Source organism: Sporosarcina sp. P29, from assembly GCF_002743265.1.
Classification (GTDB): domain Bacteria; phylum Bacillota; class Bacilli; order Bacillales_A; family Planococcaceae; genus Sporosarcina.
This window is the reverse complement of the sequence record NZ_PDYX01000003.1, coordinates 1-24,022: the sequence shown is the minus strand read 5'-3', so window position 1 is coordinate 24,022 and position 24,022 is coordinate 1. Positions and strand designations below refer to the sequence as shown.

Sequence of the window (24,022 nt, the reverse complement as noted above, 5' to 3'; positions counted from 1 at the left end):
ATAGTATATGAAGGAGTGGTTACATATGAACAACAAATGGCGTATTATTTTCACTTCACTAACAGCTTCAATTATGCTGGCTGCGTGCGGAACTTCTGATGTAGACCCTGAAAAAGAAACAACAGGTAATGCTATAGAAGAACCTGCTGCTCCCGAAACAGATGCAGGAGAAGACACTTCTTCCGAAAATGATGCTGAAATTGAAACAGACAGCGACGAAAAAACAAGCGTGGATGCTATGAAAGACGCTGTGGAGACAGCAAGCGATGAACAGGATTACTCAATGATGGTGTTCCCTGGATATAAACTTACAAGTGAAGAACCAGGCAGAGACAGTCTGATTTTAGAAGAAGATAGCGAAATGTTCATGCGTATCGAAACTACGCCTAAAGATGAAGAGTCTTATACGTTTGATGAACTCTATGAAAACACACTAGAATTATTGAAAGCTTCCAGTGACGGTGAAACACCTGTTGAGCTCACAGATGAAGCAGATCTTCCACAAGCTGACGATATCAAATCAGTTAAAGGCGCAGAAGTAGATTCCCCCGAAGGTCATTTTACAGGCTATGTCATCGAACGTGAAGACAAATTAATTCGTGTAACCATTTATGCTAAAGAAGATAATGAACATCTAAAAGACTTCAAAGATATGGCAGCAACAATCAAGTAATATTGCATATTGAAAAGGCCGATCCTCTGGATTCGGCCTTTTCAATATGATCTTATAATTATTCTTATAATGATACCGAAACTCTAGGAAACGATAAATGGAAAACTGTACCTTTACCAATCTCACTCGTAACTAATATAGAGCCACCATGCTCTTGAATAGTTTTTTTAACAAACGGAAGTCCTAAACCGGTTCCTCCTGGTTTATCCGTAATAAATGGTAAGAAAATAGTTTCTAGCATTTCTTCTTTCATTCCAACCCCTGTATCAGATATAAAGATATCTACGCTTTCCTGATCAGTCTCGCTTATCAAAATAGACAAGGTACCTTTTGCACTCATTGCTTCCATTGCATTTTTCAAAAGATTAACAAACACTTGTTTAATACGATTGGGGTTTGCTTGAATAAGCACCGGCTCTTTAGCATTGATTTCATTTACTATATTAATTTGATCCAATAATGCTTTAGGACGAAGCAAGAGTAGCACATCTTCTACTAAAACGGATAAAGAGAATATCGTGATTTCATCAACAGTCGGTTTTGACATTGCTAACATCTCATTCAATATATGATTCATACGTTTGACCTCATCCTGAATGACTGAAACATACATTTTGGCATTACCCGTTACTTCATGTTCCAGCAGTTGGAGAAACCCTTGTAATGTCGTCATCGGATTGCGGACTTCATGCGCAATACTTGCAGCAATTTCGCCAGTCGTGGATAATTGGTCGGAGTGAGCCAGTTGATCAAATAAGCGTTCACGTTCCGTAATATCTTCAATTCGTAAAATGAACATTTGTGTTTTACAATCTAATTTCAAGCTAACATCTTGGTAACTTTGTATTCCCTTAGATGTGTATGACATTTTCACTGTCGAAGTTTCTTGTGTTAGTGCTTTTAAAATATATTCTTCAAAAGCAAATGCGGAGGTTGGAACCATTAAATTAAAAAGATCTTGTAAATGTAGTAGTTCTTTAGAAATTTGGTCTGGGAATATTTCCGAAAATAAATCATTCGTCGAAATAATATAACCCGATTCATTCACAAGCGCCATTGGCATAGTCGCTGTGACATAGGCGCTTTCATACAGTTGATGTAATTTATGATTTTGTTCACCAATTTTTATTGTTAAAATCGCCCTACCCCTATATTGCTGGTATATAATATAACAAGGTTCTGGATTTTTATTCGGCACGTCTAGGAAACCAGTCAATACATTTTGATCCGCTATCGTTTCTGTTTTAGAAAGAAGTAAGCGTTTCTCTATTTGTTGCAATAAACTAAGATCAAATATTTCAGATATATGATGTGGTATAAAGTCTTTAGGCATTAGTAATTTAACAGCTTCTGTCATATCAAGTATATCGCCGTCTTCATCTAAGACGATTTTAAAAAGCGAACTTTCTAGATAACGATTGATATCTAGTGTGTTTAACACTATAGCAGTACCCCCTCAATTCAATTGCAATTATCCACCATTATTCTGTAACCTATTTTCAATTTTGGAAATAAATCCTGTTAGATTCTTATTATGCCATATTGACGTACTCGTTCACATAGGCCTATAGTCTTTTTTATGTTTTTTATATTCTCACATTATTTTAAGATTAGGAGTTTTATCATGAACATCGTTCTATCTACATTAAATGCTAAATATATACACACGAATATAGCAATTCGCTATTTAAAGGCTTATGCAGCACCAGAATTCCATTGCGAACTAGCTGAATTCACTATTCATGATCCTACACTATCTATCGTCTCAGAGCTATATCAACATTCGCCAGACGTCGTTGGTTTTAGCGTATATATTTGGAATATAGAAGAAACAATAAAAGTAATTCGTCTGCTGAAACTGACAAGTCCTAAAACCGTTATAGTCTGTGGTGGACCTGAAGTGACGTATGACTATGATCAGTGGTTAAAAAGAGTACCCGAAATAGATATTATTGCGATAGGCGAAGGCGAAAAGACATTTAAAGATATACTTCAAGCAGTAGATGGACAAACTGTACTCTCTTCTGTACAAGGCATTGCATATCGTGAAGAAGGAAAATTAAAGATTACTGCTCCAGGTCCTAAATTGGATCTTCGTGAACTCCCCTCTCCTTTTCGTTTTCCAGAGGATGTTCCGCATCTTTCAAATCGTGTAATGTATATCGAAACAAGCCGTGGCTGCCCTTTCTCTTGCCAATTCTGCCTTTCTTCAATTGAAGTGGGTGTCCGATACTTCAATCGAGAAGCCATAAAAGAAGACATCCGCTATTTAATGCAGCATGGCGCTAAAACGATTAAATTTGTCGATCGTACATTCAATATTAGTAGAAGTTATGCAATGGAAATGTTCCAATTTCTAATTGATGAACATCTGCCTGGAACCGTATTTCAATTTGAAATTACAGGCGATATCATGCGACCAGAAGTGATTCAGTTTTTAAACGATAATGCTCCTAAAGGCCTATTCCGTTTTGAAATCGGAGTCCAATCTACTAATGATCTAACAAATGAACTGGTAAAAAGAAGACAAAATTTCACTAAATTATCACGTACAGTCACGATGGTTAAAGAAGGTGGCAAAATTGATCAACATCTTGATTTAATTGCAGGACTACCTGAAGAAGATTATGCGTCTTTCCGTGACACATTTAACGAAGTGTTTGCTTTACGACCTGAAGAATTACAGTTAGGGTTTTTGAAACTTCTCCGTGGAACTGGTTTACGGATCCAAGCAGAGCAATATGGTTATCGTTACATCGACACCGCTCCTTATGAAATTGTATCAAATAATGTCCTGTCATTTGATGATATGCTGAGGATTAAACAAACAGAAGACATTCTCGAGAAATATTGGAATTCAGGTCGATTCATACACTCTATGGAGTATATTGTCACGGAATTGGTCGATACACCATTCGACTTCTTCCAATTATTCGGCGCATTTTGGGAGAAGCAAGGCTGGTCACGAATCGGTCATCAGTTTGAAGACTTGTTCACCCGTCTAGAACGCTTCTTAGTAGAAATATTGAAAATCGATACTTCAATAGTAGAAAGTCTCTTGAAAATCGATTATCTACTTCACCAAAAGTTTTTACCAAGAAAGATTTGGTGGAGTGCTGTTGTTCCTGAAGAAGAGTTAAAAGAGGTGTATCAGACACTCTTACGTTCACCACATTTGCTCGGTGATCTGTTTGAATCAACTGGTTATACTGAACGAACGATTCGAAAGCAAGTTTTTGTTACCAAGACTTTCGCTCAATTGAATGAAGACCTTTCCGTAACAAAAAGTTCGGGTTATCTAATTGTCCAATACACACCAGGTGAAAAAGCACAGCACTATCATTTATCCGAACAAGTACTAGAAACCGTCTCTTCATAATAAAAACGCAGCATGCGAAATTCGCTTGCTGCGTTTTTTAATTTAAATTACCCAATAATGACACGCTCTTTTGGATAATGATAAGGCGTTTTATTCGACTTTCCACCTATCGTGTAGATAAACGATATTAATCCTACTCGCCCGATAAACATGAGTACCATAATAATCAACTTACCAAACACCGATAAATCACTTGTAATACCGAGTGACATACCGCATGTTCCGAAGGCTGAAGTGATTTCAAATAATAATGGAATAACAGGTATCCCAGGCTCCGTAACTAACAACAACAATAATGCAGCCAACACCATAAAACACGCTACGAGAATGACTGCATACGATCGAAATACGTCAATCAGCTTAATTTGGCGTTTAAAAATGTGTATGACGTCATTACCTCTCGCAAAGTTAATGAGGAATAATAGTGCAATAGCAAACGTCGTCGTGCGAATTCCGCCACCAACTGAACTTGGTGAAGCACCAATGAACATGAGCGCACTGACAAAAATATCTGTCGCTTCACTAAATTGCGTCACGTCATACGTCACAAGACCTGCAGATCGTGCAGAAACTGAATGGAATAACGCCGTGAAAAATTGCTGATGCCAGCTCATTCCTTTAAATGAATTGAATGATTCTAGCAACCAAATAGTTAATGTGCCTACGAGCAATAGAACACCGAATGTCGCCGTCGTAATCTTGGTAAAAAGCGAAAAACGAAAATGTGGTACTTTTTTCGAAAAGAAACTTTTCACTTCAATCAGAACTGGGAACCCAATAGCACCTAAAATAATTAATATCATAAGTAGTAGCTGCACGATGTAATCATCATGATAAGGCATCATCGATGAACCGGTAATGTCAAAACCTGCGTTGGTAGTGGCAGAAACTGCCATGAACATGCCATTCAACAACGCTTCACTAAATGAGTTATAAAAACGATAAATATATAATGTTAAAATACCGCCACCAATAATCTCTATGGCTACGATCAGTTGGATGATTTGACGAATTAATTGAACGACACCTTGTAATGTGTACTGATTCGTGTCAATCATAATCAGTTGTCGCTCTCTCATGCCGATTTTCTTCTTTACAAGTAGCCAGAAAAATGTTCCTAATGACATGATGCCGATACCACCGAGTTGAAGTACGAGCATGATCATGCATAGGCCGAATACAGAGTATGTTTCTCCTATACTAATAGGTGACAACCCCGTTACACTCACAGCGCTCACAGCGGTAAACAAACTATCTATAAAGGCCACTTTCACTCCCGGTTTATATACACCCGGCAAATTCAACAAGAGAAAAGAGGATGCAATTGCCAAAAAGTAGTAGAAGGCGATAATCTGTGCTGGAGTAAACTTATGAAAAACTTCCCTGGAAAGCCTCATCTTTTCAAATTCCTTTCATAACGGAAACTTCATTTTCCTACTTTATCAAATCCCATGATGAAAAGATAGCTATATACAGAACTTTACACTCTTCTACACTACAGAAGAAAAAAGCAGTCCCTCCAATTTACTTGGAAGAGACTGTTTTCGTATTATCTGTTAGCTTTCACTTTAGACTTTGCAACGGCCAGTAGATATCCACCGATTGCTAGGGCTAATAACACAACCCAGAATGTCGTTTTCCACAATGTAGAGTGCGGGAATGATTCTGGAATGATGAGGAGTGCAGGATGTGCCAGAGTTAACACAACTAGCTTTACACCTACCCATCCTACAATTAAGAATGCTGCTGTTTCCAATGTTGGGTATTTTTCAAGCATAACCACGAATTGTTTCGCTGCAAAACGGATCATGACTAAACCAATCATACCACCTAGCAACATTACAATGAACTGTCCGCCGTTGATGCCACCGACGTGGAAGTTACCTAATTCTGGCAACGTTACCGCAAGTGCAACAGCGGCAAGCATGGAGTCCAATGCGAACGCAATATCGGCAAGTTCCACTTTTAACACGGTCATCCAGAAACCTGATTGTTTTTTCGGCTTCTTTTTCGGATGCCCTTCCGGCTTATGAGTAACTTTATCGTATATACTTTTACCGGATATAAACAGTAAGTAAATGGCACCGATCGCTTGTATCTCCCAGAACTTCACTAAAAACGTAATCATAAATAGTGCAGTGAATCTAAAGACGAATGCCCCTAGTAAACCATAAAATAATGCTTTCTTTTGTTGTAGTTTCGGTAAGTGTTTTACCATTACTGCCATTACGACTGCGTTGTCTGTTGCTAATAGGCCCTCGAGTACGATTAGTACTAAGAGTACCCATGCATATTCTAATAAAATCGGATCCAACATAATTCCTCCTTGTTTTCTACAAAATAAAAAGACCCTCACCTAATAAATAGGCAAAGGTCTCGCTAAGTCGGAATTTCACGTTCAAAATCCAGCTATCATAACCGATGACCGTTGTGGCAGTCACGTATTGACGATTATGAAATAGGTTTCCCTATAGCTACTCCCCTTTGACATTGCGTCAAAAGTTATTAAGATATCGGATACTTTTAAAGTATTATAACATGATAACTTTGATTTGCAAATGATTTGGGATGCCTATCTAGCTATTAAATTAAGAGTATAGATGTAATGAATTAAACAGGTATATCGTTAAGCGACTCCCTATTGTACTGTTTACTAGTACTACTATACTTTTCATTAGCACTATTTATTCAACATATAAAAAAATGCCGGCAAATGGAAGGTTCCATCTGCCGGCAGTATGTTTTACTTAGATTCTCTTACAGTTACAGTTTCCGTTACTGTCTCGGTCACGGTTACCGTTTCAGTTACCGTGACGGGTTGATCTCCCGTTATCGGTTGTGCTTTTTTTGGCTTATTCATACCTCTACGCGTCTCCCGATCCAACAAACTATAAATGATCGGTACGATATACAACGTCAAGAATGTAGAACTGATCAATCCACCAATTACTGCAATCCCCATCGGCTGATTCAACTCAGAACCTTCACCAAGGCCTAGTGCTAGCGGTAGTAAGCCCAGAATAGTTGTGAGAGCTGTCATTAGGATTGGACGGACACGGTCGCGTACAGACGATAGGATCGCATCGTACGAACTAAGTCCTGCTTCCTTACGCTGATTAATATAGTCAACCAACACAATTCCGTTATTGACGACAATTCCCACCAATATGAGAAGTCCTATGACTGCCGTTACACTGACTGGTGTATTCGTAAAGAATAACGCAAGTGAAACACCAATTAGCATGAGTGGTACAGAGAACATGATAACAAATGGATATTTGAACGATTCGAACTGTGCAGCCATTACGATATAGACTAATACAACTGCCAGTACTATTGCCAACAGCATATCGTTAATTGCACTTTCAAATAGTTCGCGATCTCCACCATATGAAAGTTCCACTTCACTTGGTAAATCCAGATCATCTACAATATTATTTACCTTTTTCGTCATATCTCCCAATGATTCACTGGATAGATATTTCACAGTAAACGCGATCGAATGTGCTTGATCTACACGTACAATCGCTGCAGGACCTTCCGCGATTTCCACATCTGCTATATCCTTCAACTTAACAAACGTATCCAGTGGTGTTTTTAATTCCAATTCTTTTAATTTATCTATACTATTGCGGAAACGCTCATCATACCCAACGTTTACTCCGACTACTTCGCCTGTTTTCTCAAAGACGATTTGTGAAGCAAAGACACCACGCGTAACGTCACTAACCGTTTGCGCTATTTGATAGGGTGTCAATCCTACATCTGAAGCCTTTTCACGATCCACTTCAATTTTTATTTCTTCCACTGTATCTACTAAATCATTTTCAACGTCCGTCACAGTATCCAGCTCGCGTAACTTCTTATCTAGCTTTGATACTGCTTTTCCTAAACGTTCTTCATTAGTATCATTTAGGGAGAATGTTAATGTATTCGGACTCGAACCGGCAGCGGTCTGCAAGTTGAAACTGACTTCTGCGTCATCCCCAACTTCATCCTCAACGATTGGCTGTACTTTATCTACAAATTCAAAGACAGAGCGATCGCGTTCGTCGAGTGGGATAAGTTTCACATACACTTCTGCCATATTACTCTCTGATCCGCCTTGCGCCATACTTTGCTGGGTTCCCCCAACTAAACTGACGTACACTTCTACATCTTCTTGCTTTTTCATTTCTTCTTCAATTCGTTCAACTACGTCATCTGTCGCATCAAGTGAAGCACCGTTTGGTAACTTAACATTAATACTGAAAGCTCCTTCATCCGTAGCAGGTAGGAATTCGGTTCCTACTTTTATAATCCCGAATACGCTTCCTGCAAGTAAAGCAGTTGTTAACAGTAACACAATCAAACGATGGCTCAATGCCCATTTGACAGTCTTTTCGAATCTCTGATTTTTCTTCACACGATTCTTTTTCTCAAGTGTTTCTTCAGTAGGCGTCTTCAACAAACGGCTCGCAAGCATTGGCACGACAGTCAATGCTACGACTAACGATGCAAATAAACTGAACGAAATGGTTAACGCGAACTCTGTGAAGATTTGACCAATGATCCCCGTAATGAAGATTACCGGTACAAATACTGCTAGAGTCGTTAACGTAGACGCGGTTATAGCTCCGCCCACTTCCTTTGAACCATCTTTTGCTGCTTCTGTTGGTGTTTTCCCCATAGCTAAATGCCGCTCAATATTCTCTATTACGACGATAGCATTATCGACTAACATCCCTATACCAAGGGCAAGTGCACCGAGTGTCATAATATTCAATGAGAAGTCTGCAAAATACATGAGAACGAACGTCACAATAACTGAATACGGAATGGCTACTCCAATAATGATTGGACTCTTAATGCCACGTAAGAAGACAAATAATACGAGCATGGCGAACAACCCACCGAGAATTAGTGACTGACCGATATTGCCAATTGCCAGCTGTACATAATCCCCTTGGTCAAAAATAACATCGGATTCAATATCTTTGTATGCATCTTTCTCCAATAACTTATCTAAAGACTTTTTAAATTCTTTAGAGACAGTTGCAGTATTTGCTCCTGATTCTTGAAGCACAGACAATAGTACGGCCTGCTCATCATTGGCTCGTGTTTCGGTTTGTACTTTCGGCTCCAATAATGCTACATCCGCCACGTCAGAGACTTTAATTTTGTCACCTGTCTGAGGATTGGCACCTATTTGAATCCCTCGTACATCCGAGATATTTTGAACTGTACTTAAAATTCTTGTAGTTAACTTTCTTCCATCACTCGTGTCAATCGGATCACCTGGCATAGATACATTACTAGCCTGTATCGCCTGCACGACATCTGATTGCGCTAATCCAAATTCTTTTAATTTATCAGGATCTAAAATAACCTGGACGTCTTCAATGATTTTACCAGACACGTTCACACTGGCTACACCGTCAATACGGCGTAATTCTTTCTCCAGCTCTTCTGCAATCTTCCGTATATTCGTATCTTTATCGACGGAGCGTAAAGATAGTTGGATGACTGGGAATTGAGATGGATCAAACTTCATGAAACGCGGTTTGTTCGCCCCATCAGGCACTTCTACTTGATCTATCCGTTGGAGGATATCCATTTGGACATCATCAATCGAGGAATCCCAATCAAATTGTAAGAATACTAAGTTTGCTCCTTCTTGAGAAGAAGACTGCATCGACTTTAAGCCAGGGGCTGTCGATAAACTTTCTTCCAATGGCTTGGTGATTTTCTCGCTCACTTCTGTTGGGGAAGCGCCCGCATAATTCGTGACAACTACCGCTACAGGCGGATTTAGGTCAGGAATCAATGTTACGGGAATTTTAAAGAAGGATACCGCACCTAAAATAATGACAAGAAACATAGTGACTAACGTAAAAACTGGCCGTTTGACCGAAAAACTACTAATCTTCATTTATCTATTCCTCTCTCTTCTCAGCACTCCAGTTGGGGAAAGCCTTTTCATCTTTCCACCATACCACCTGAATAGAGTACTTTCACCATGATTTGCTCGAATAATAGCGAATATGCACAAAACTTATTCACAATTTTAACAAATAACCCGGTCGGATTACCATTAATCCGACCGGGTATGTTTGTTATATATATTATAATTGGTTATACAGCTTAATGTCCGGGAATTTATCCTGGAACCAACGCATAGCAAAATTGTTTTCAAACAAGAATACTTTTTGATCATGTCGATCTTTTACGAGTAACGCGCGTTGTCCTGCCATGGACTCTTTCACATCTTCTTCGTTTTCAATCCAGCGTGCTACTTTGGATCCCATCGTTTCCATTTGCACTTCTACGTGGTATTCCGCTCTCATGCGATGTTCAAATACTTCGAATTGAAGCTGACCTACTGCACCCAAAATGACTTCTTCAGTATGCAAGGTTTTATAATATTGAATAGCTCCTTCTTGCACGAGCTGTAGGATTCCTTTGTGGAACTGTTTTGATTTCATTACGTTTTTGGCATTTACTCTAACAAATAGCTCAGGAGTAAATTGCGGAAGGGCTTCAAACTGGAAGTTCGCTTTACCGCTGATGACCGTGTCACCGATTTGATAGTTACCCGTGTCATATAACCCAATGATATCGCCCGCTACTGCTTGATTGACGGTTTCACGATCATCTGCAAGGAATTGAGTCGTTTGAGTTAACTTAAAGTTTTTCGATAGACGCGGAACGGTTACAGTCATGCCACGCTCGAACTCACCTGATACAATTCGGACGAATGCAATACGATCCCGATGTGCAGGATTCATATTCGCTTGAATTTTGAAGATGAAACCTGAAAAAACATCAGATTCAGGATCTACGTATTCAGCATCTTTCGTCAACCGAGGTTGTGGCTCAGGTGCGAACTGTAAAAACGTTTCTAGGAATGTTTGAACACCGAAGTTAGTCAATGCACTACCGAAGAATACAGGTGTTAAATCACCTTTCGCGATACGTTCTTCATCGAAGTCGTTTCCTGCTTCATTCAATAGCATGACATCTTCTAGTGCTTGCTTATAATAAGACGTCTCTTTCATAGAATGCTCTACTGCAAGCTCGCCTTCATCGTCGATTGGGAGGAAACGTTCCTCATCTGCATTCGGGCGTGCCAACTCTATACGTTCATTGAATCGATCGTAAATGCCTAGGAACTCTTTCCCCATACCAATCGGCCAATTCATAGCATATGATTGGATTTCTAACACTTCTTCCAATTCTTCCATTAGTTCCAATGGTTCTTTACCTTGTCGGTCCATTTTATTGATGAATGTGAATATTGGAATCCCGCGCATTTTACATACTTTGAACAATTTAATCGTCTGTGGCTCAATTCCTTTAGCTGAATCCACCATCATGACGGCGGCATCTACTGCCATTAATGTTCTATACGTATCTTCACTGAAGTCTTCGTGTCCGGGTGTATCCAAAATATTGACACGTTTGCCAGCATAATCAAATTGCAAAACCGAAGATGTTACCGATATTCCCCGTTGTTTTTCAATTTCCATCCAGTCAGACGTAGCAAATTTCCCTGATTTCTTTCCTTTAACTGTTCCTGCATCGCGAATCGCTCCGCCAAAATATAGTAACTTTTCAGTAATTGTCGTTTTACCCGCATCTGGGTGAGAAATAATCGCAAACGTTCGTCGCGATGTAATTTCATCATGTTTATTCTTTTGCATCAATCGTACTCTCCTTTTGCTTACGTTTTCTATCATAGAGAGAATAGGGATGCATTTCAATGATTTTCATTGAATTGACTAAAAAACTATAGACTCTCAAATTCAAACTGTCCTTCATTTATTAATGGTTGTATCGCCAAACTTTTTAGCTGCTTCTAGAAGGGCAATTTTCGCATCTGAATGTGGATATTTCGTACTGCCGATAATCTGAAAATCTTCATGTCCTTTTCCGGCAAATATAATGATATCTCCTGCATTCGCTTGCTCTATAGTATGACGGACTGCTTCTTCTCTATCACCTATACATGCATACTGATTATGCGGCATTGTGGCACTAAGTTCCGATATGATGGACTCATACGGCTCATCTCGTGGATCATCTGTCGTAAAGACTACATAATCTGCAGCCGCTGCTTTTTCTCCCATAATCGGGCGCTTCAGCCGATCACGATTGCCTCCCGTTCCAATTAGGAATAATAGACGGTTGCCTTCCTTTTTTAAAGGTTGCACGGTCGCAATCGCTTTTTCAATCGCATCCGGTGAATGTGCATAATCAATGAAAATCGTCAGTGGTAGAGAGGTCTCCACTTTTTCCAGGCGGCCTTTCACTGTGGATACATTCGCAATCAGCGGTAAAATATCTTCTGTCGCCATTCCTTTAGCATATAACGCTGCAATTGCAGCCAAGGCATTATAGACATTAAACTCTCCAATTAACGGCATCTTGACCGAGAACGTTCCGTCCGGTGCTTGCAATTGAAATTTCGTATAGTTCGAATGCATGTCAATCGCTGTCGCTTGGAATGAAGACTTCACATGAATACCGTATGTAAAAATGGGGAAAGAAGTCATTTCGATCATTTTACTACTCCATGGATCATCTGCATTAATGATCGCAAACTTTTGCTGATCAAGTTGCTGACCTAGTTGTGCAAACAGTAAACCTTTCGCTGCACTGTAATTCTCCATCGTTTTATGATAGTCCAAATGGTCATGCGTTAAGTTAGTGAAAATCGCGATATCAAATTCAGTTCCTGCCAGTCGGCCTTCAACTAAGCCATGTGAAGAAACTTCCATGATCATCGATTCACAGCCTTCATTTGCTGCTTGTGCAATCATTTGCTGCGTTGTCAAAACATCGGTCGTAGTATTTTCTGTTTCATAAAGGATATCATTTAATTTAAAGCCAATCGTACCTGAAACGGCTGCTTTTTCTTCCGTCTGTCGCAGCATATCATGAATGATGTTACCAACACTTGTTTTTCCATTGGTTCCCGTCACACCAATCATCTTCATGCGCTTTGAAGGATACTGATAGTACTTAGACGCCAGTAACTCTATTGCTTTTGATGTGTTTTCTACATAGACAACTGCTGTACGATCTTCATCTATCATAATCGGCTCTGATGCGATAATGACGCGCGCCCCACTCATCAATGCACTCTTAACGAATTGATGACCGTTCACTGTATAACCTTTCAGACAAACAAATACCCCTCCATCTTGAACAGCCCTTGAATCCACTGCCACGTCTGTCACATTTTCTGGCAATGTTCCTTTGATGGTTTTTACAGGTAGCACTGATAGTAATTCTTTCGTGTTCATATGGTTTCCTCCAATAGGTTGGTGAATAACTCTTATAATTATAGCAAATAAACAAAAAGTAATTCATAAACGCTTTTTTATTCTGTTTAATGAAGTAGCATCTACTTAATCAATTACCTATATCATACGCGTCTTTTCTTATTGCATCCACCCTGTACTCGAGGTGGATAGGTGTATCTTGAGACAGAATATACAACAGAAAATGGCGCAGGACTTAGTATGTTCATTTCAAAAAATCTAGTTGACCACAAAGGCACTTTGCTAGTCGAAAACCAGCAAAGCGCGTGGACAAAAGTTTGAATTTCCTTACCGTTAGCGCAAGAAACGCTTCACTAATGGCAATTTTCCTTTGTACGGAGGAAATGCGAGCGGCACCGATACTGCTGTGCTCTTTTTCATCATCGATTTCGAATGGGAGAATGTTTCAAAACTTGCTTTTCCATGGTATTGATTCATTCCAGATGGACCTACTCCACCAAATGGCAAATGAATGTTTGCGACATGAGAAACGGTGTCATTGATACATCCGCCACCAAATGGCAATACTTCAATGAAATGATTAGCGGCCTCATCATTCTCAGTGAAAAAGTATGCAGCTAGCGGCTTAGGCAACATGCTGATTTGCTGAAGTGCAACCCCTAAATTGTCATAAGGCAGGACAGGCAAGATCGGACCAAATAACTCATCTTGCATACTTGCGCTATTCCAGTCTGATAGCGCTAAAATCGTCGGCTCAATGTATTTATCCGCAGCATCTGTTTTGCCACCTTCTACGATATATGCTTGATCTTCATCTAATATTTTCGCTAATCGATCGAAATGACGATCTGCTATGATGCGACCGTAATCAGCACTCTTCTGTGCGTCACTCCCGTAAAAGCGCTGGATCGCACTCTTCATTTCATGGATTAATTCATCATGAATCGAAACGTCAGCCAGTACATAGTCTGGTGCTACACATGTTTGACCTGCATTCATGAACTTACCCCAAACAATTTTCTCCGCCGCTTTTTTAATATCTGCAGTATGGTCGACAACGGCTGGACTTTTACCACCCAATTCTAAAGTCAATGGAGTCAATCTTTCCGCGCAAGCTTTCATAACGATTTTCCCTACTTTTGCACTGCCTGTAAAGAATACATAATCAAATGGCGCGCCAAGTAATAGTTGTGTCTCTTCTTTTTGACCATGCACAACGGATACAAACTCCGGTGGAAATACACTTGTAATGATTTTGTCTACGACTGCCGCCGTATGCACTGCATCTTCTGAAGGTTTCAACACCGTACAGTTCCCTGTTGCTATTGAACCGATTAGTGGATCAATTAATAATTGGAACGGATAATTGAACGGTCCAATAATCAATACGCTGCCATATGGTTCTTTTACGATAAAGCTAGTTGCTGGTTGTAAATGGAGTGGCGTTTTCACCTTTTCAGGAGCTGCCCATTCATCCAAGTGATCCAACATATGTGTAATGCTCGATAAAACAAATCCTGTTTCTGCTACATATGCTTCAAGCGGGTGTTTGTGTAGATCTTGATGCAATGCATCCGAGATTTCTTTTTCATGCTTCTGAATCGCTTTATACAATTTTTCCAACATCATTTTCCTGAATGACATACTGCGCGTCACTCCTGATGTATAATATTGCTTCTGTTTGTTCATAATCATTTCAAGTTCTAGACTGCTCATTGCCAAATAATCCACACTCCTCATGTTTGTTCTTGTTATCAGTCTACCATTTTATTCAACAGAAAAAACTTCAGACGATTTATTCGACTGAAGTTTCTCCATTATATTTTATTTTTCATGAGCCTCAATGAATTCAATACTACAATGACGGTCGCACCCATATCCGCCATGACCGCCATCCATAATGTCAGCCAGCCTGGAATGATGAGTAGCAACGCGATGACTTTCAAACCTAGTGCGATCGAAATATTTTGAAGAATGATTTGTTTTGTGCGTGAGCTTAATTTGATAGTATAGGGAAGTTTCTCCAAATCATCTGCCATCAATGCAATATCTGCCGTTTCAAGTGCAGTATCTGTTCCTGCTCCACCCATCGCAATACCAACATTTGCTGTAGCTAAAGCCGGTGCATCGTTCACTCCGTCACCTACCATTGCTACTTTACCGTATTGACTCAATGATTTAATCATCTCGACTTTTTGATCCGGTAATAATTCTGCTTTGACTTCTGACAAACCAAGTTGCGCTCCAATTGCTAAAGCGGTTGATTGATTATCACCCGTTAGCATAACAGTCTTCTTGCCCATTTCATGAAGCTTCTCGATGACTTTCAAGCTACTTTTACGGACTTGATCAGCTACTGCTATGATTCCTTCTAGTCCTGCTTCAGACCAGACGAGCATGACGGTTTTGCCTTGTTTCTGCAATGTAAGAATCTGCTGTTCAATTGATGCTTCGACTGTATTCATTTCTCTGAATAAATTCGGACTTCCCACATGCACCAAGTGCTCTCCAATCATAGCTTTTGCACCTTTGCCTGTAATCGATTGGAATTGTTCCACTGCTAGCAATCCTAGTGGTAATTTCTCTGCCGCTCGCATAATCGATGAGGCTAATGGATGTTGGGAGTACTTCTCGATTGAAGCAGCTTGTTGCAATACTTGATCTTCAGTTAATGTGGACACCGTCACGACATCAGTTACTTCCGGACGCCCTTCAGTTAGCGTCCCTGTTTTATCGAACGCCACGACTTTAATTTGTCCGGTCTCTTCTAAATGAATGCCACCCTTGATTAACACACCATTACGTGCAGCGTTACCAATCGCGGTAACGATGGCTATAGGTGTTGAAATGACTAATGCACACGGACAGCCGACTACTAATACGACAAGACCTTTGTAGAACCAGTCACCCCATACTCCACCGAGTAAAAGTGGCGGTATGATCATGATCAGTAAAGAAATACCTAAAATGGCTGGTGTATAGTATCTCGCAAAACGATCGACAAATTGCTGTGTCGGTGCTTTTTCTGCCTGTGCTTCTTCGACTAAATGAATGATTTTGGCAATTGTCGTGTCTTCAGCAAGCTTTGTAACACGAACTTGCATTACACCTTCTTCATTCAACGTTCCAGCAAACACTTCGTCTCCTAGTACTTTATGGACAGGCACAGACTCACCTGTGATTGCTGCCTGGTTAACAGATGAGTCCCCTTGAATGACTTCACCGTCCATCGCAATCTTTTGTCCCGGTTTAATCAAAATCACATCATTAATTCGTAAATCTTCCACATCTACTTCAAATTCATTCGTACCACGAAGTACAATCGCTGTAGTGGGAGCGATTTCAATTAGAGACGTAATGGAATTTCTCGCTTTATCGATTGAGTAACTTTCTAATGCTTCACTGACGGAGAACAGGAAGACTACAACCGCGCCTTCTGCCCAATCACCAATGAGTGCAGCTCCGATCACTGCGATTGTCATTAATGTAGACATATCAAATTCAAGTTTAAAAAGATTCGTTAATCCTTCCTTCATTAAACTGAATCCGCCGATTAATATGGCAGAGAGAAACAAAGCAATCGACAGCCAGTTATTAGCACCATTCGCGGTAGATACTGCATACCCTGCTACTAGTAAAACTAACGAAGCAATAGTCGTTTGATTTTCACGTTTTTTCCAAAAAGGGGTATGCTGTTTAATAATCCGCTGCTTTTCAGGGAATACCTTTATACCGTCAAACGCACCCGCTTCTTCTAATTGTAAAATAGAGGCCTCTCCTGCAACCGTTAATTTGGATGCACCAAAGTTCAGCTGTACATCTTCAACAGAATCAATCTGCCGAACATTTTTCTCGAATTTCGCGGCACAACTTGTGCACGACAAATTTTGCAGGCGATAGACATTTTTCTCAGAAGCCATGTGATCAGTCCTCTCAAAAAATCGTTCATTTTAACGTTTCCATCATTCAATCGTTCATTTGATTGATTAGCTTTAGTATATGCAATTCCAGATATTTTGTCAATTCAATCATTCAAACATTCATTTGAATGAAATGACATGAAAAAGCAGTTCCTTAGAGATTCCAAGGAACTGCAAAATACATGATGTATTATTTTGAACGCGTAACGAAGATCTGAGGTACTTCTGCTTCAAATCGAACTAGTTCCCCTGTACGTGGATGTAGAAAAGACAATGCGGTTGCATGAAGTCCCACTCTGCGCAACGGGTTGCCTGTAGCACCATACTTTTTGTCCCCTATAACTGGGTGTCCCAATTCTTCCATATGTACACGAATTTGATTTTTTCGACCTGTTTCCAAAAGAACCTCCAGCAATGAACAATCCTTATTTGCTTGTACTCTTCTATAATGTGTAATCGCGTGCTGTCCGCCATTGTCGGTAGGGTTTGAATAGACTCTGAATGCACTATTTTCCGTTAACCAAGAAGAAATAGTTCCTGATTCAGTTCGTACTTTCCCTTCGACAAGTGCAGTATATAAACGTTCCTTTACCGATTCATTCCATGTACTTTGCAATGCTTGCTGCGTTTCTTCATTTTTGGCAAACATCATTACGCCCGATGTATCTCGATCAAGACGGTGCACGACAAAAATACGATTTTCAGGATGACTTCTCTTGACGTACTTTGTAATTTCTCGATAGGCTGTCTGATCTTTTTCTTTTTCAGAAGCTACAGAAAGAACGCCTGCCTCTTTATTGATCACGATGATATCGTCATCCTCATGCAGAATAGATACACCTACTAATTTCGAGACGTTTATAGCCGCTTTGTTGCTTTGTATTTCAACCTTTTGTCCAGGCGCTAACGACTGATTATGTTTTGTTGTCATCTGACCATCCACCATAACTTGGCCACGTGTAAGAATGGACTTCACCGAATTCCTACTGCTTTTTGACATAACCTTCAATAAATACGGCAATAATTCTATCTGTTCTTCCACTGTATATTCTTTTACATTAGATGTTACCTGTTTTCTCTTCATTGTATATGACTCCTCCTGCCTATCTAAATAAATATTCGCACTATAAGTATACACCGCATGACTGGTGAGTGTATGTACTATCATTTGATTGTAATGAAAACTTCATTTGAAATCTAGACATAAAAAAACAGCCCCTAGACATTCGGTCTAATAGGACTGTTTATTGTTATAAACCGTGTTCCTACGGTAAATAACTTAGGTTTGGCACCTATGACTCCGACTGGGCTCGAACCAGCGACCTCCACCCTGTCAAGGTGGCGCTCTCCCAGCTGAGCTACGGAATCGATTTTACTAGGATGTGCATTTTAAGTAAGCCAGTTAGGCTCTCAAGCACAAATACTATAATAGCATTATCTATCCTGGTTGTAAACAAAGAAATTAAAAATCGATAATTTTTCTATACCATCAGAAAAACTACCGATTTTCATGGAATTTCGTTACATTATTCAGGGCCGCTTCTCCTTTCATTTACTGCATGGGGTTTACTTGTTCTTCTATTGGTTCATTCTCAAAATATAAAAACTCTTCATGATCCAGCTCACTCATCCGTTCTTTGTTAAAGCCATGTGCCAAATGCCCTTCAAACACGTTTTCCCACCATGTTTCTTGTGTATTCATAGTATTTTCTCTCCTTTTCGATTTGATTGGTTTCTGTACCGACCTCTATATTTTATTCGTTATGACTGATTCGCTTACATGTAGTATATACATAACTCGCGATGGTAAAACTGCGTAATTAGTCCAAATTAGTTCGAGGGATTTCTAGTCCTTCGGCTTCTTGACTTTTATTTTATCATGTGTTTCACAAATCACATTCCAGTAAAAGCCTTGTCTATACTAGTCTCGTCCTTTATTGAAAATTCCATCTAATCTAGTTCTTTTCACTCAATCAGACTAGTAAAACGCAAAAATACAGAGGTTGATTTCGAAAATTCTTATCCTAAATAAAATAAAAAGACTTGCAAGCTTTATTTCAAGCCGACAAGTCTTTTAAAAGTAATTTAATTAGAAGCTAATTTAGGTGAATTATTTTTCTTATTCCCCATCCACTGGAACGCCAGTAAGATGATGAATAAAACTAAACCGATGATATCTGTCATCGTTTCTGGATAGATCAACAACATGCCTGTACCTAACGTTATAATTCGCATAATCCAGTTCAGTTTACGATACCAATAACCAATTATGCCTGCCCCGATGGCAACCATACCGACAATGGCAGTCAACGTCACCCATACAATCTCCGTTACACTCGAGTCGAGCATCAGCATTGCCGGATTAAAGACGAACATATACGGAATAATGAAGGCGGCAATTGCCAGTTTGGCAGAAGTAATACCTGTCTTGATCGGATCTCCACCCGAAATACCTGAAGCAGCAAAGGCAGCCAATGCAACAGGCGGCGTGATATCCGCAATAATACCAAAGTAAAATACGAATAAGTGTGCAGATACTGCCACTACAATCGGCACAGCTGCACCTGTAGGCTCATCTAGCATTAATAATGTAATGATGGCAGGCGCTGCAATTGTAGACGTAATAACATAGTTTGCCGTCGTTGGAGAACCCATGCCCAAAATGATAGCTGCGAACATTGTGAAAATTAATGTCAGCAAAACGTTACCACCAGCAGCTGAGATCAAGCCTGTTGCCAAGCTAAGTCCAAGACCCGTCTTAACCACAACCCCGACAATAATACCCGCACAGGCAGTCGCCGCTGCTACAGCCAATGCTGTACGAGCACCGTCTACTAACGCGTCAATCATATCTTTAAATCCAATTCTTGTTTCCTTACTAATTGCACTCACAGCGATAGTCAGTACGATACCGAGTAATGCTGCTTTCATTGTTGGAATACCTATCAACAAGAAGACGATAATGCCTAAAATCGGTAGTAATAAATAAATCTTTTTCAGCGTTTCTTTGCGGTTCGGAATCTGGGATGCATCCAATCCTTTCAAACCAACACGCTTTGCTTCGAAATGAGTCATAATCCAAATTCCAGTGAAGTACAGTAGCGCCGGGATAGCGGCCGCTTTGGCAATTTCCCAATACGTTACACCGCCGATAAATTCAACCATTAGGAATGCAGCGGCTCCCATAATCGGCGGCATAATCTGTCCACCTGTAGAGGCAGCTGCCTCGACTCCACCTGCGAATTCCTTACGATAACCTAGCTTCTTCATCATAGGAATCGTGTATGAACCGGATCCTACAACGTTGGCTACAGAACTACCTGAAATAGTACCTTGCAACGCACTTGAGAATATTGCGACTTTTGCAGGTCCACCAGTCAAACGACCTGCCAATACTACAGCTAAGTCATTGAAGTAGTTACCTACGCCCGTCTTCACTAAGAACGCCCCGAACAAAAGGAAGACGAATATGAAGGTGGCAGATACACTAATCGGCGTACCGAGGATCCCGTCCGTTGTAAAGAACATTAATTGAACGAGATTTTCCACGCTTTGTCCTCTATGTGCAAGGAACCCTGGGAAATAAGGCCCGAAGAATGCATAAGCCAGAAACACAACTGAGATGATGGTGATTGGCATTCCTACCGCCCGTCTCGCTGCTTCTAATGTTAGTAGTACCGCTAAAATACCGATAATTAAATCGAGATCAGATACTCGCCCTACACGAAATACTAGTTCGTTGATAAATAGTGGCCAGTATAAACCAACTGCTATCGCCAATAAAGATAAAATAATATCATAAAACGGTACTTTGTCGCGGCGCACACCGATCTTTTTTCTAGCAGGGAACATGAGGAATATAAGTGATAAAGCAAAACCTAAGTGAATAGATCGCTGAATTTGAGCTGTAAATGGTTTACCAATCGCGGTATATAACTGAAAAATTGAAAATGCCAACAAACCGAAAAATACAATCTTGCCAAATAAGCCTTTCAAATCTCTCGTATTGGATTCTGGGTCGTACTTTTGAAGAATTTCAAGTTGTTCTTGTTCAGAAAGCGTACCCATTTCTTCATCGGAAATGGCGGGAATATCTTTTTCCCGGTCTTTATTATTTTCCATTTAATCTGACTCCTTTTAACATCTTATAATTTGATACCTTTGCCACATGGAATTCATAAGAATGACCCTTTTGAAGAAATTCTTTCAGATGATAATCTTGTTGCTCATATCGCAAAGACAGATCTGCATTCACCCTACCTATATAGAGAACAAACGAATCTATCACGCGGTTTTCGAATGTAAGCGTATAAACACCATCTTCAACTTGCAGTACTTCGCCTTCTTCTGCATAACCTGGTAATCCGATGGCTACATCTTCATACTGCATAAATTCGAAACGGAGCTTTCCATTGTCGGTAATGCGATATTGCTCTTTCACATTAGACAAATGGATGGAGTGAATATAATGAATTTGAAAATGTCGACTCTCGTGTAATGGAAGATAATACGCCTTTGGCTGTTCGCTCCGAACCTCTTCTAGTATGATCATTTGTCTATATGGATAAAACAATGTGATCAGCATTACAACTCCTATCAGAAACGTCAGCAGAAGAACGATTTTTCTTGATTTCATCCGCCTATTCCTTTCTGTTACAATACATGCAATAAGCACAATAGTGTATGAAATTCGCTAATTACTTTAAAAAATTAAGAATGGGACGGACAAAGCTTTCGCTTTACCGTCCCCACGTGCTCCTATCAGATAACTAACTCAGTTTATTAGTTCACTTCGTCAAAGTACTTCTGTGCACCTGGGTGTACAGGAATACCAATACCATTCAAACCATTTTCTGCTTTAATCAAAGCACCTTTGGCATGTTGAATTTTCGAAGCGTTTTCATAAATCGCCTTTGTGATCTGGTAACCAAGTTCTTCAGAAATATCGTTCTGCATAACAAGCATTGCACCTACTGATACTGCAGGCGTCTCTACTTCAGAACCATACGTTCCAGCAGGAATCATTTCTTTAGCGTAGTATGGGTATTTCTCAATTAATTCATCAGCCTTGTCGTCTTCTACTGGAATAATGAAAACTTCAGAAGTAGCGTTTAGACCTTCAACAGCACCTGTTGGAGTTCCAGCTGTAATGAATGCAGCGTCAATTTGTCCAGCTTGTAGACTTTCTTGTGACTCACCGAAGTCCAAGTTTTGTGCTTTGATATCGCCTAAAGCTAAACCATGAATTTCAAGTAATTGCTCAGCGTTTGCAGCTGTTCCAGAACCTGGAGCACCGATTGATACGCTTTTGCCTTTTAGATCTTCAAATGTCTTAATATTGCTTTTCTTCAACGTAACCAACTGAACTGTTTCAGGATAAAGTGAACCTACAGCAGATACCTCGTCGATTACATCTCCGTCAAACATCATTTCACCTTTAGAAGCGTAGTATGCGATGTCTGTTTGTACGAATGCAATGTTTGCGTCTCCATCTTTAAGCGCTGTCATATTCGCAGCAGATGCTTGAGATACTTCAGCAGTCGTCTTGATGCCTGTTTCTTGAGTAATGAATTCAGCAAAAGATCCACCTAGTGGATAATAAGTTCCTTGTGTTCCCCCAGTAAGTAAGCTCAAGAACTTGTAGTCTTGCTCTGCCTTACCTTCCTCTTTGTTTCCGTCTGCACCTTTGTCGCCGTCAGCTTTTTCGTCGTTACCGCAAGCTGCGAGCACAAGAAGCGCGAGCATGGAAACTAACGCCAGTAGGCGAAGTGAGTTTTTCTTCATGTGACCATCTCCCCTTTTCTATTTGTAGTCATAGACATTACCATTCTACCATGAAAGCGCTTTAACTTGTCAATATAATATTAATATATTATTTCTCTGTACCATTCATGCTATTCATCCTTGGAAATATAATGCTTTTAACGCATGTCGGATATCTACCATTGGTGTTTTTCAATGTTTCGGATTTACTTGAGAGGACCGGATCGATGTGTGGTTCACCCGGCAGAGTTACTAGGCGGCTTCGTGGCTTTGGCTTTTTGGGTTGAGGGCGTTGCTCGACTGGTTGTTGGGGACGGAAGTTGGTGAGTGGAATCTATTTTGGTTGTGGTTCCAAGAATGATTAATTGCGTATCTTACCCAACCTCAAACGCGGTTAGCGGAATGACTATGCGGATACGAGTCTTTGTCACTTTACGTCGGGGCGTCTCTCGACCGGCTGTCGGGCATTGAAGTTAGTGAGGGTCAGCTTTCTGGACCCGCACAGGCACGTGGGGGATTGCCTACAGCCAGGAGCCATCTGGCAAAGTGCCGCCAGTTGTCTCCTGGCCACGGCCTACCCCGCAGTTGTGCCTGCGCTACTAAGTGGTAGTTATTCTGGTTGTGGTTCCAAGAATGATTAATTGCGTATCTTACCCAACCTCAAATGCGGTTGGCGGAATGACTATACGGATACGAGTCTTTGTCACTTTACGTCGGGGCGTCTCTCGACCGGCTGTCGGGCATTGAAGTTAGTGAGTGTCTGTTTTCTGGGACCGCGCAGGCACGTGGGGGATTGCCTACAGCCAGGAGCCAGCTGGCAAAGTTCCGCCAACTGTCTCTTGGCCACGGCCTACCCCGCAGTTGTGCCTGCGCTACTAAGTGGTAGTTATTCTGGTTGTGGTTCTAATAGGAAGAAGATCAGGACATCGTGATAGCTAGTATGTATTTCTTGAAAAAGAAGTGTAGGAACTGCCATTCACACTATCTAACGAAGGCGCCTGCTGTGGTAGGCGTAGCGACG

The 24,022-nt window shown here is 40.4% G+C and carries 15 protein-coding genes and 1 tRNA gene; 2 read left to right on the top strand and 14 right to left on the bottom strand.

The features are described 5' to 3' along the window. Positions 1 to 25 precede the first annotated feature (25 nt). A complete protein-coding gene (locus CSV68_RS03690) occupies positions 26 to 673 on the top strand; it encodes a hypothetical protein (RefSeq protein ID WP_099661495.1) in 648 nt (215 codons plus the stop codon). Positions 674 to 737: 64 nt separating this feature from the next. Here the strand turns inward: CSV68_RS03690 and CSV68_RS03685 are convergent, their stop codons facing one another. After that, complete coding sequence (locus CSV68_RS03685) at positions 738 to 2,114, bottom strand: ATP-binding protein (RefSeq protein WP_099661494.1); 1,377 nt, start codon at positions 2,112 to 2,114, stop codon at positions 738 to 740. Positions 2,115 to 2,297: 183 nt separating this feature from the next. Between CSV68_RS03685 and CSV68_RS03680 the strand changes: the two genes are divergently transcribed. Next, positions 2,298 to 4,052 carry a B12-binding domain-containing radical SAM protein gene (locus tag CSV68_RS03680; protein WP_099661493.1) on the top strand — a complete coding sequence of 585 codons (1,755 nt, stop codon included), beginning with the start codon at positions 2,298 to 2,300 and terminating at the stop codon, positions 4,050 to 4,052. A gap of 47 nt (positions 4,053 to 4,099) precedes the next feature. On the opposite strand, the gene CSV68_RS03675 is transcribed toward CSV68_RS03680, so the two are convergent. From CSV68_RS03675 to CSV68_RS03620, 13 genes are all read right to left on the bottom strand, one after another. Continuing rightward, positions 4,100 to 5,449 carry a TrkH family potassium uptake protein gene (locus CSV68_RS03675; RefSeq protein ID WP_099633033.1) on the bottom strand — a complete coding sequence of 450 codons (1,350 nt, stop codon included), beginning with the start codon at positions 5,447 to 5,449 and terminating at the stop codon, positions 4,100 to 4,102. 152 nt (positions 5,450 to 5,601) lie between these two features. Then, positions 5,602 to 6,366 carry a TerC family protein gene (locus CSV68_RS03670; protein ID WP_099633304.1) on the bottom strand — a complete coding sequence of 255 codons (765 nt, stop codon included), beginning with the start codon at positions 6,364 to 6,366 and terminating at the stop codon, positions 5,602 to 5,604. A gap of 429 nt (positions 6,367 to 6,795) precedes the next feature. Further along, complete coding sequence (locus tag CSV68_RS03665; protein ID WP_099661492.1) at positions 6,796 to 9,963, bottom strand: efflux RND transporter permease subunit; 3,168 nt, start codon at positions 9,961 to 9,963, stop codon at positions 6,796 to 6,798. Between the two features lie 193 nt (positions 9,964 to 10,156). Further along, entirely contained in the window at positions 10,157 to 11,734 is a 1,578-nt protein-coding gene (locus CSV68_RS03660; protein WP_099633031.1) for a peptide chain release factor 3, read from the bottom strand. Between the two features lie 114 nt (positions 11,735 to 11,848). Beyond that, on the bottom strand, positions 11,849 to 13,339 hold the full coding sequence (locus CSV68_RS03655; RefSeq protein WP_099661491.1) for a UDP-N-acetylmuramoyl-L-alanyl-D-glutamate--2,6-diaminopimelate ligase: 1,491 nt from the start codon (positions 13,337 to 13,339) through the stop codon (positions 11,849 to 11,851). Positions 13,340 to 13,651: 312 nt separating this feature from the next. Next, the gene (locus CSV68_RS03650; protein ID WP_099661490.1) at positions 13,652 to 15,040 is read right to left on the bottom strand and encodes an aldehyde dehydrogenase; all 1,389 of its coding nucleotides are present in this window, start codon (positions 15,038 to 15,040) and stop codon (positions 13,652 to 13,654) included. Positions 15,041 to 15,135: 95 nt separating this feature from the next. Then, positions 15,136 to 17,238: a heavy metal translocating P-type ATPase gene (locus CSV68_RS03645; protein ID WP_099661489.1), complete on the bottom strand. Its 2,103-nt coding sequence runs from the start codon at positions 17,236 to 17,238 to the stop codon at positions 15,136 to 15,138. Between the two features lie 190 nt (positions 17,239 to 17,428). Then, a complete protein-coding gene (locus CSV68_RS03640) occupies positions 17,429 to 18,322 on the bottom strand; it encodes an RluA family pseudouridine synthase (RefSeq protein WP_099633027.1) in 894 nt (297 codons plus the stop codon). A gap of 211 nt (positions 18,323 to 18,533) precedes the next feature. Continuing rightward, positions 18,534 to 18,606, bottom strand: a tRNA-Val gene (locus CSV68_RS03635). 184 nt (positions 18,607 to 18,790) lie between these two features. Then, positions 18,791 to 18,940 carry a hypothetical protein gene (locus CSV68_RS17285; RefSeq protein WP_169535185.1) on the bottom strand — a complete coding sequence of 50 codons (150 nt, stop codon included), beginning with the start codon at positions 18,938 to 18,940 and terminating at the stop codon, positions 18,791 to 18,793. A 383-nt stretch (positions 18,941 to 19,323) separates the two neighbouring features. Further along, a complete protein-coding gene (locus CSV68_RS03630) occupies positions 19,324 to 21,360 on the bottom strand; it encodes a TRAP transporter permease (protein WP_483315664.1) in 2,037 nt (678 codons plus the stop codon). Then, positions 21,350 to 21,874 carry a DUF1850 domain-containing protein gene (locus tag CSV68_RS03625; protein ID WP_099661488.1) on the bottom strand — a complete coding sequence of 175 codons (525 nt, stop codon included), beginning with the start codon at positions 21,872 to 21,874 and terminating at the stop codon, positions 21,350 to 21,352. The genes CSV68_RS03630 and CSV68_RS03625 overlap by 11 nt, the downstream gene beginning before the upstream one ends. Before the next feature lie 146 nt (positions 21,875 to 22,020). Next, positions 22,021 to 23,022 carry a TAXI family TRAP transporter solute-binding subunit gene (locus tag CSV68_RS03620; protein ID WP_099633025.1) on the bottom strand — a complete coding sequence of 334 codons (1,002 nt, stop codon included), beginning with the start codon at positions 23,020 to 23,022 and terminating at the stop codon, positions 22,021 to 22,023. Between the last annotated feature and the right edge of the window lie 1,000 nt (positions 23,023 to 24,022).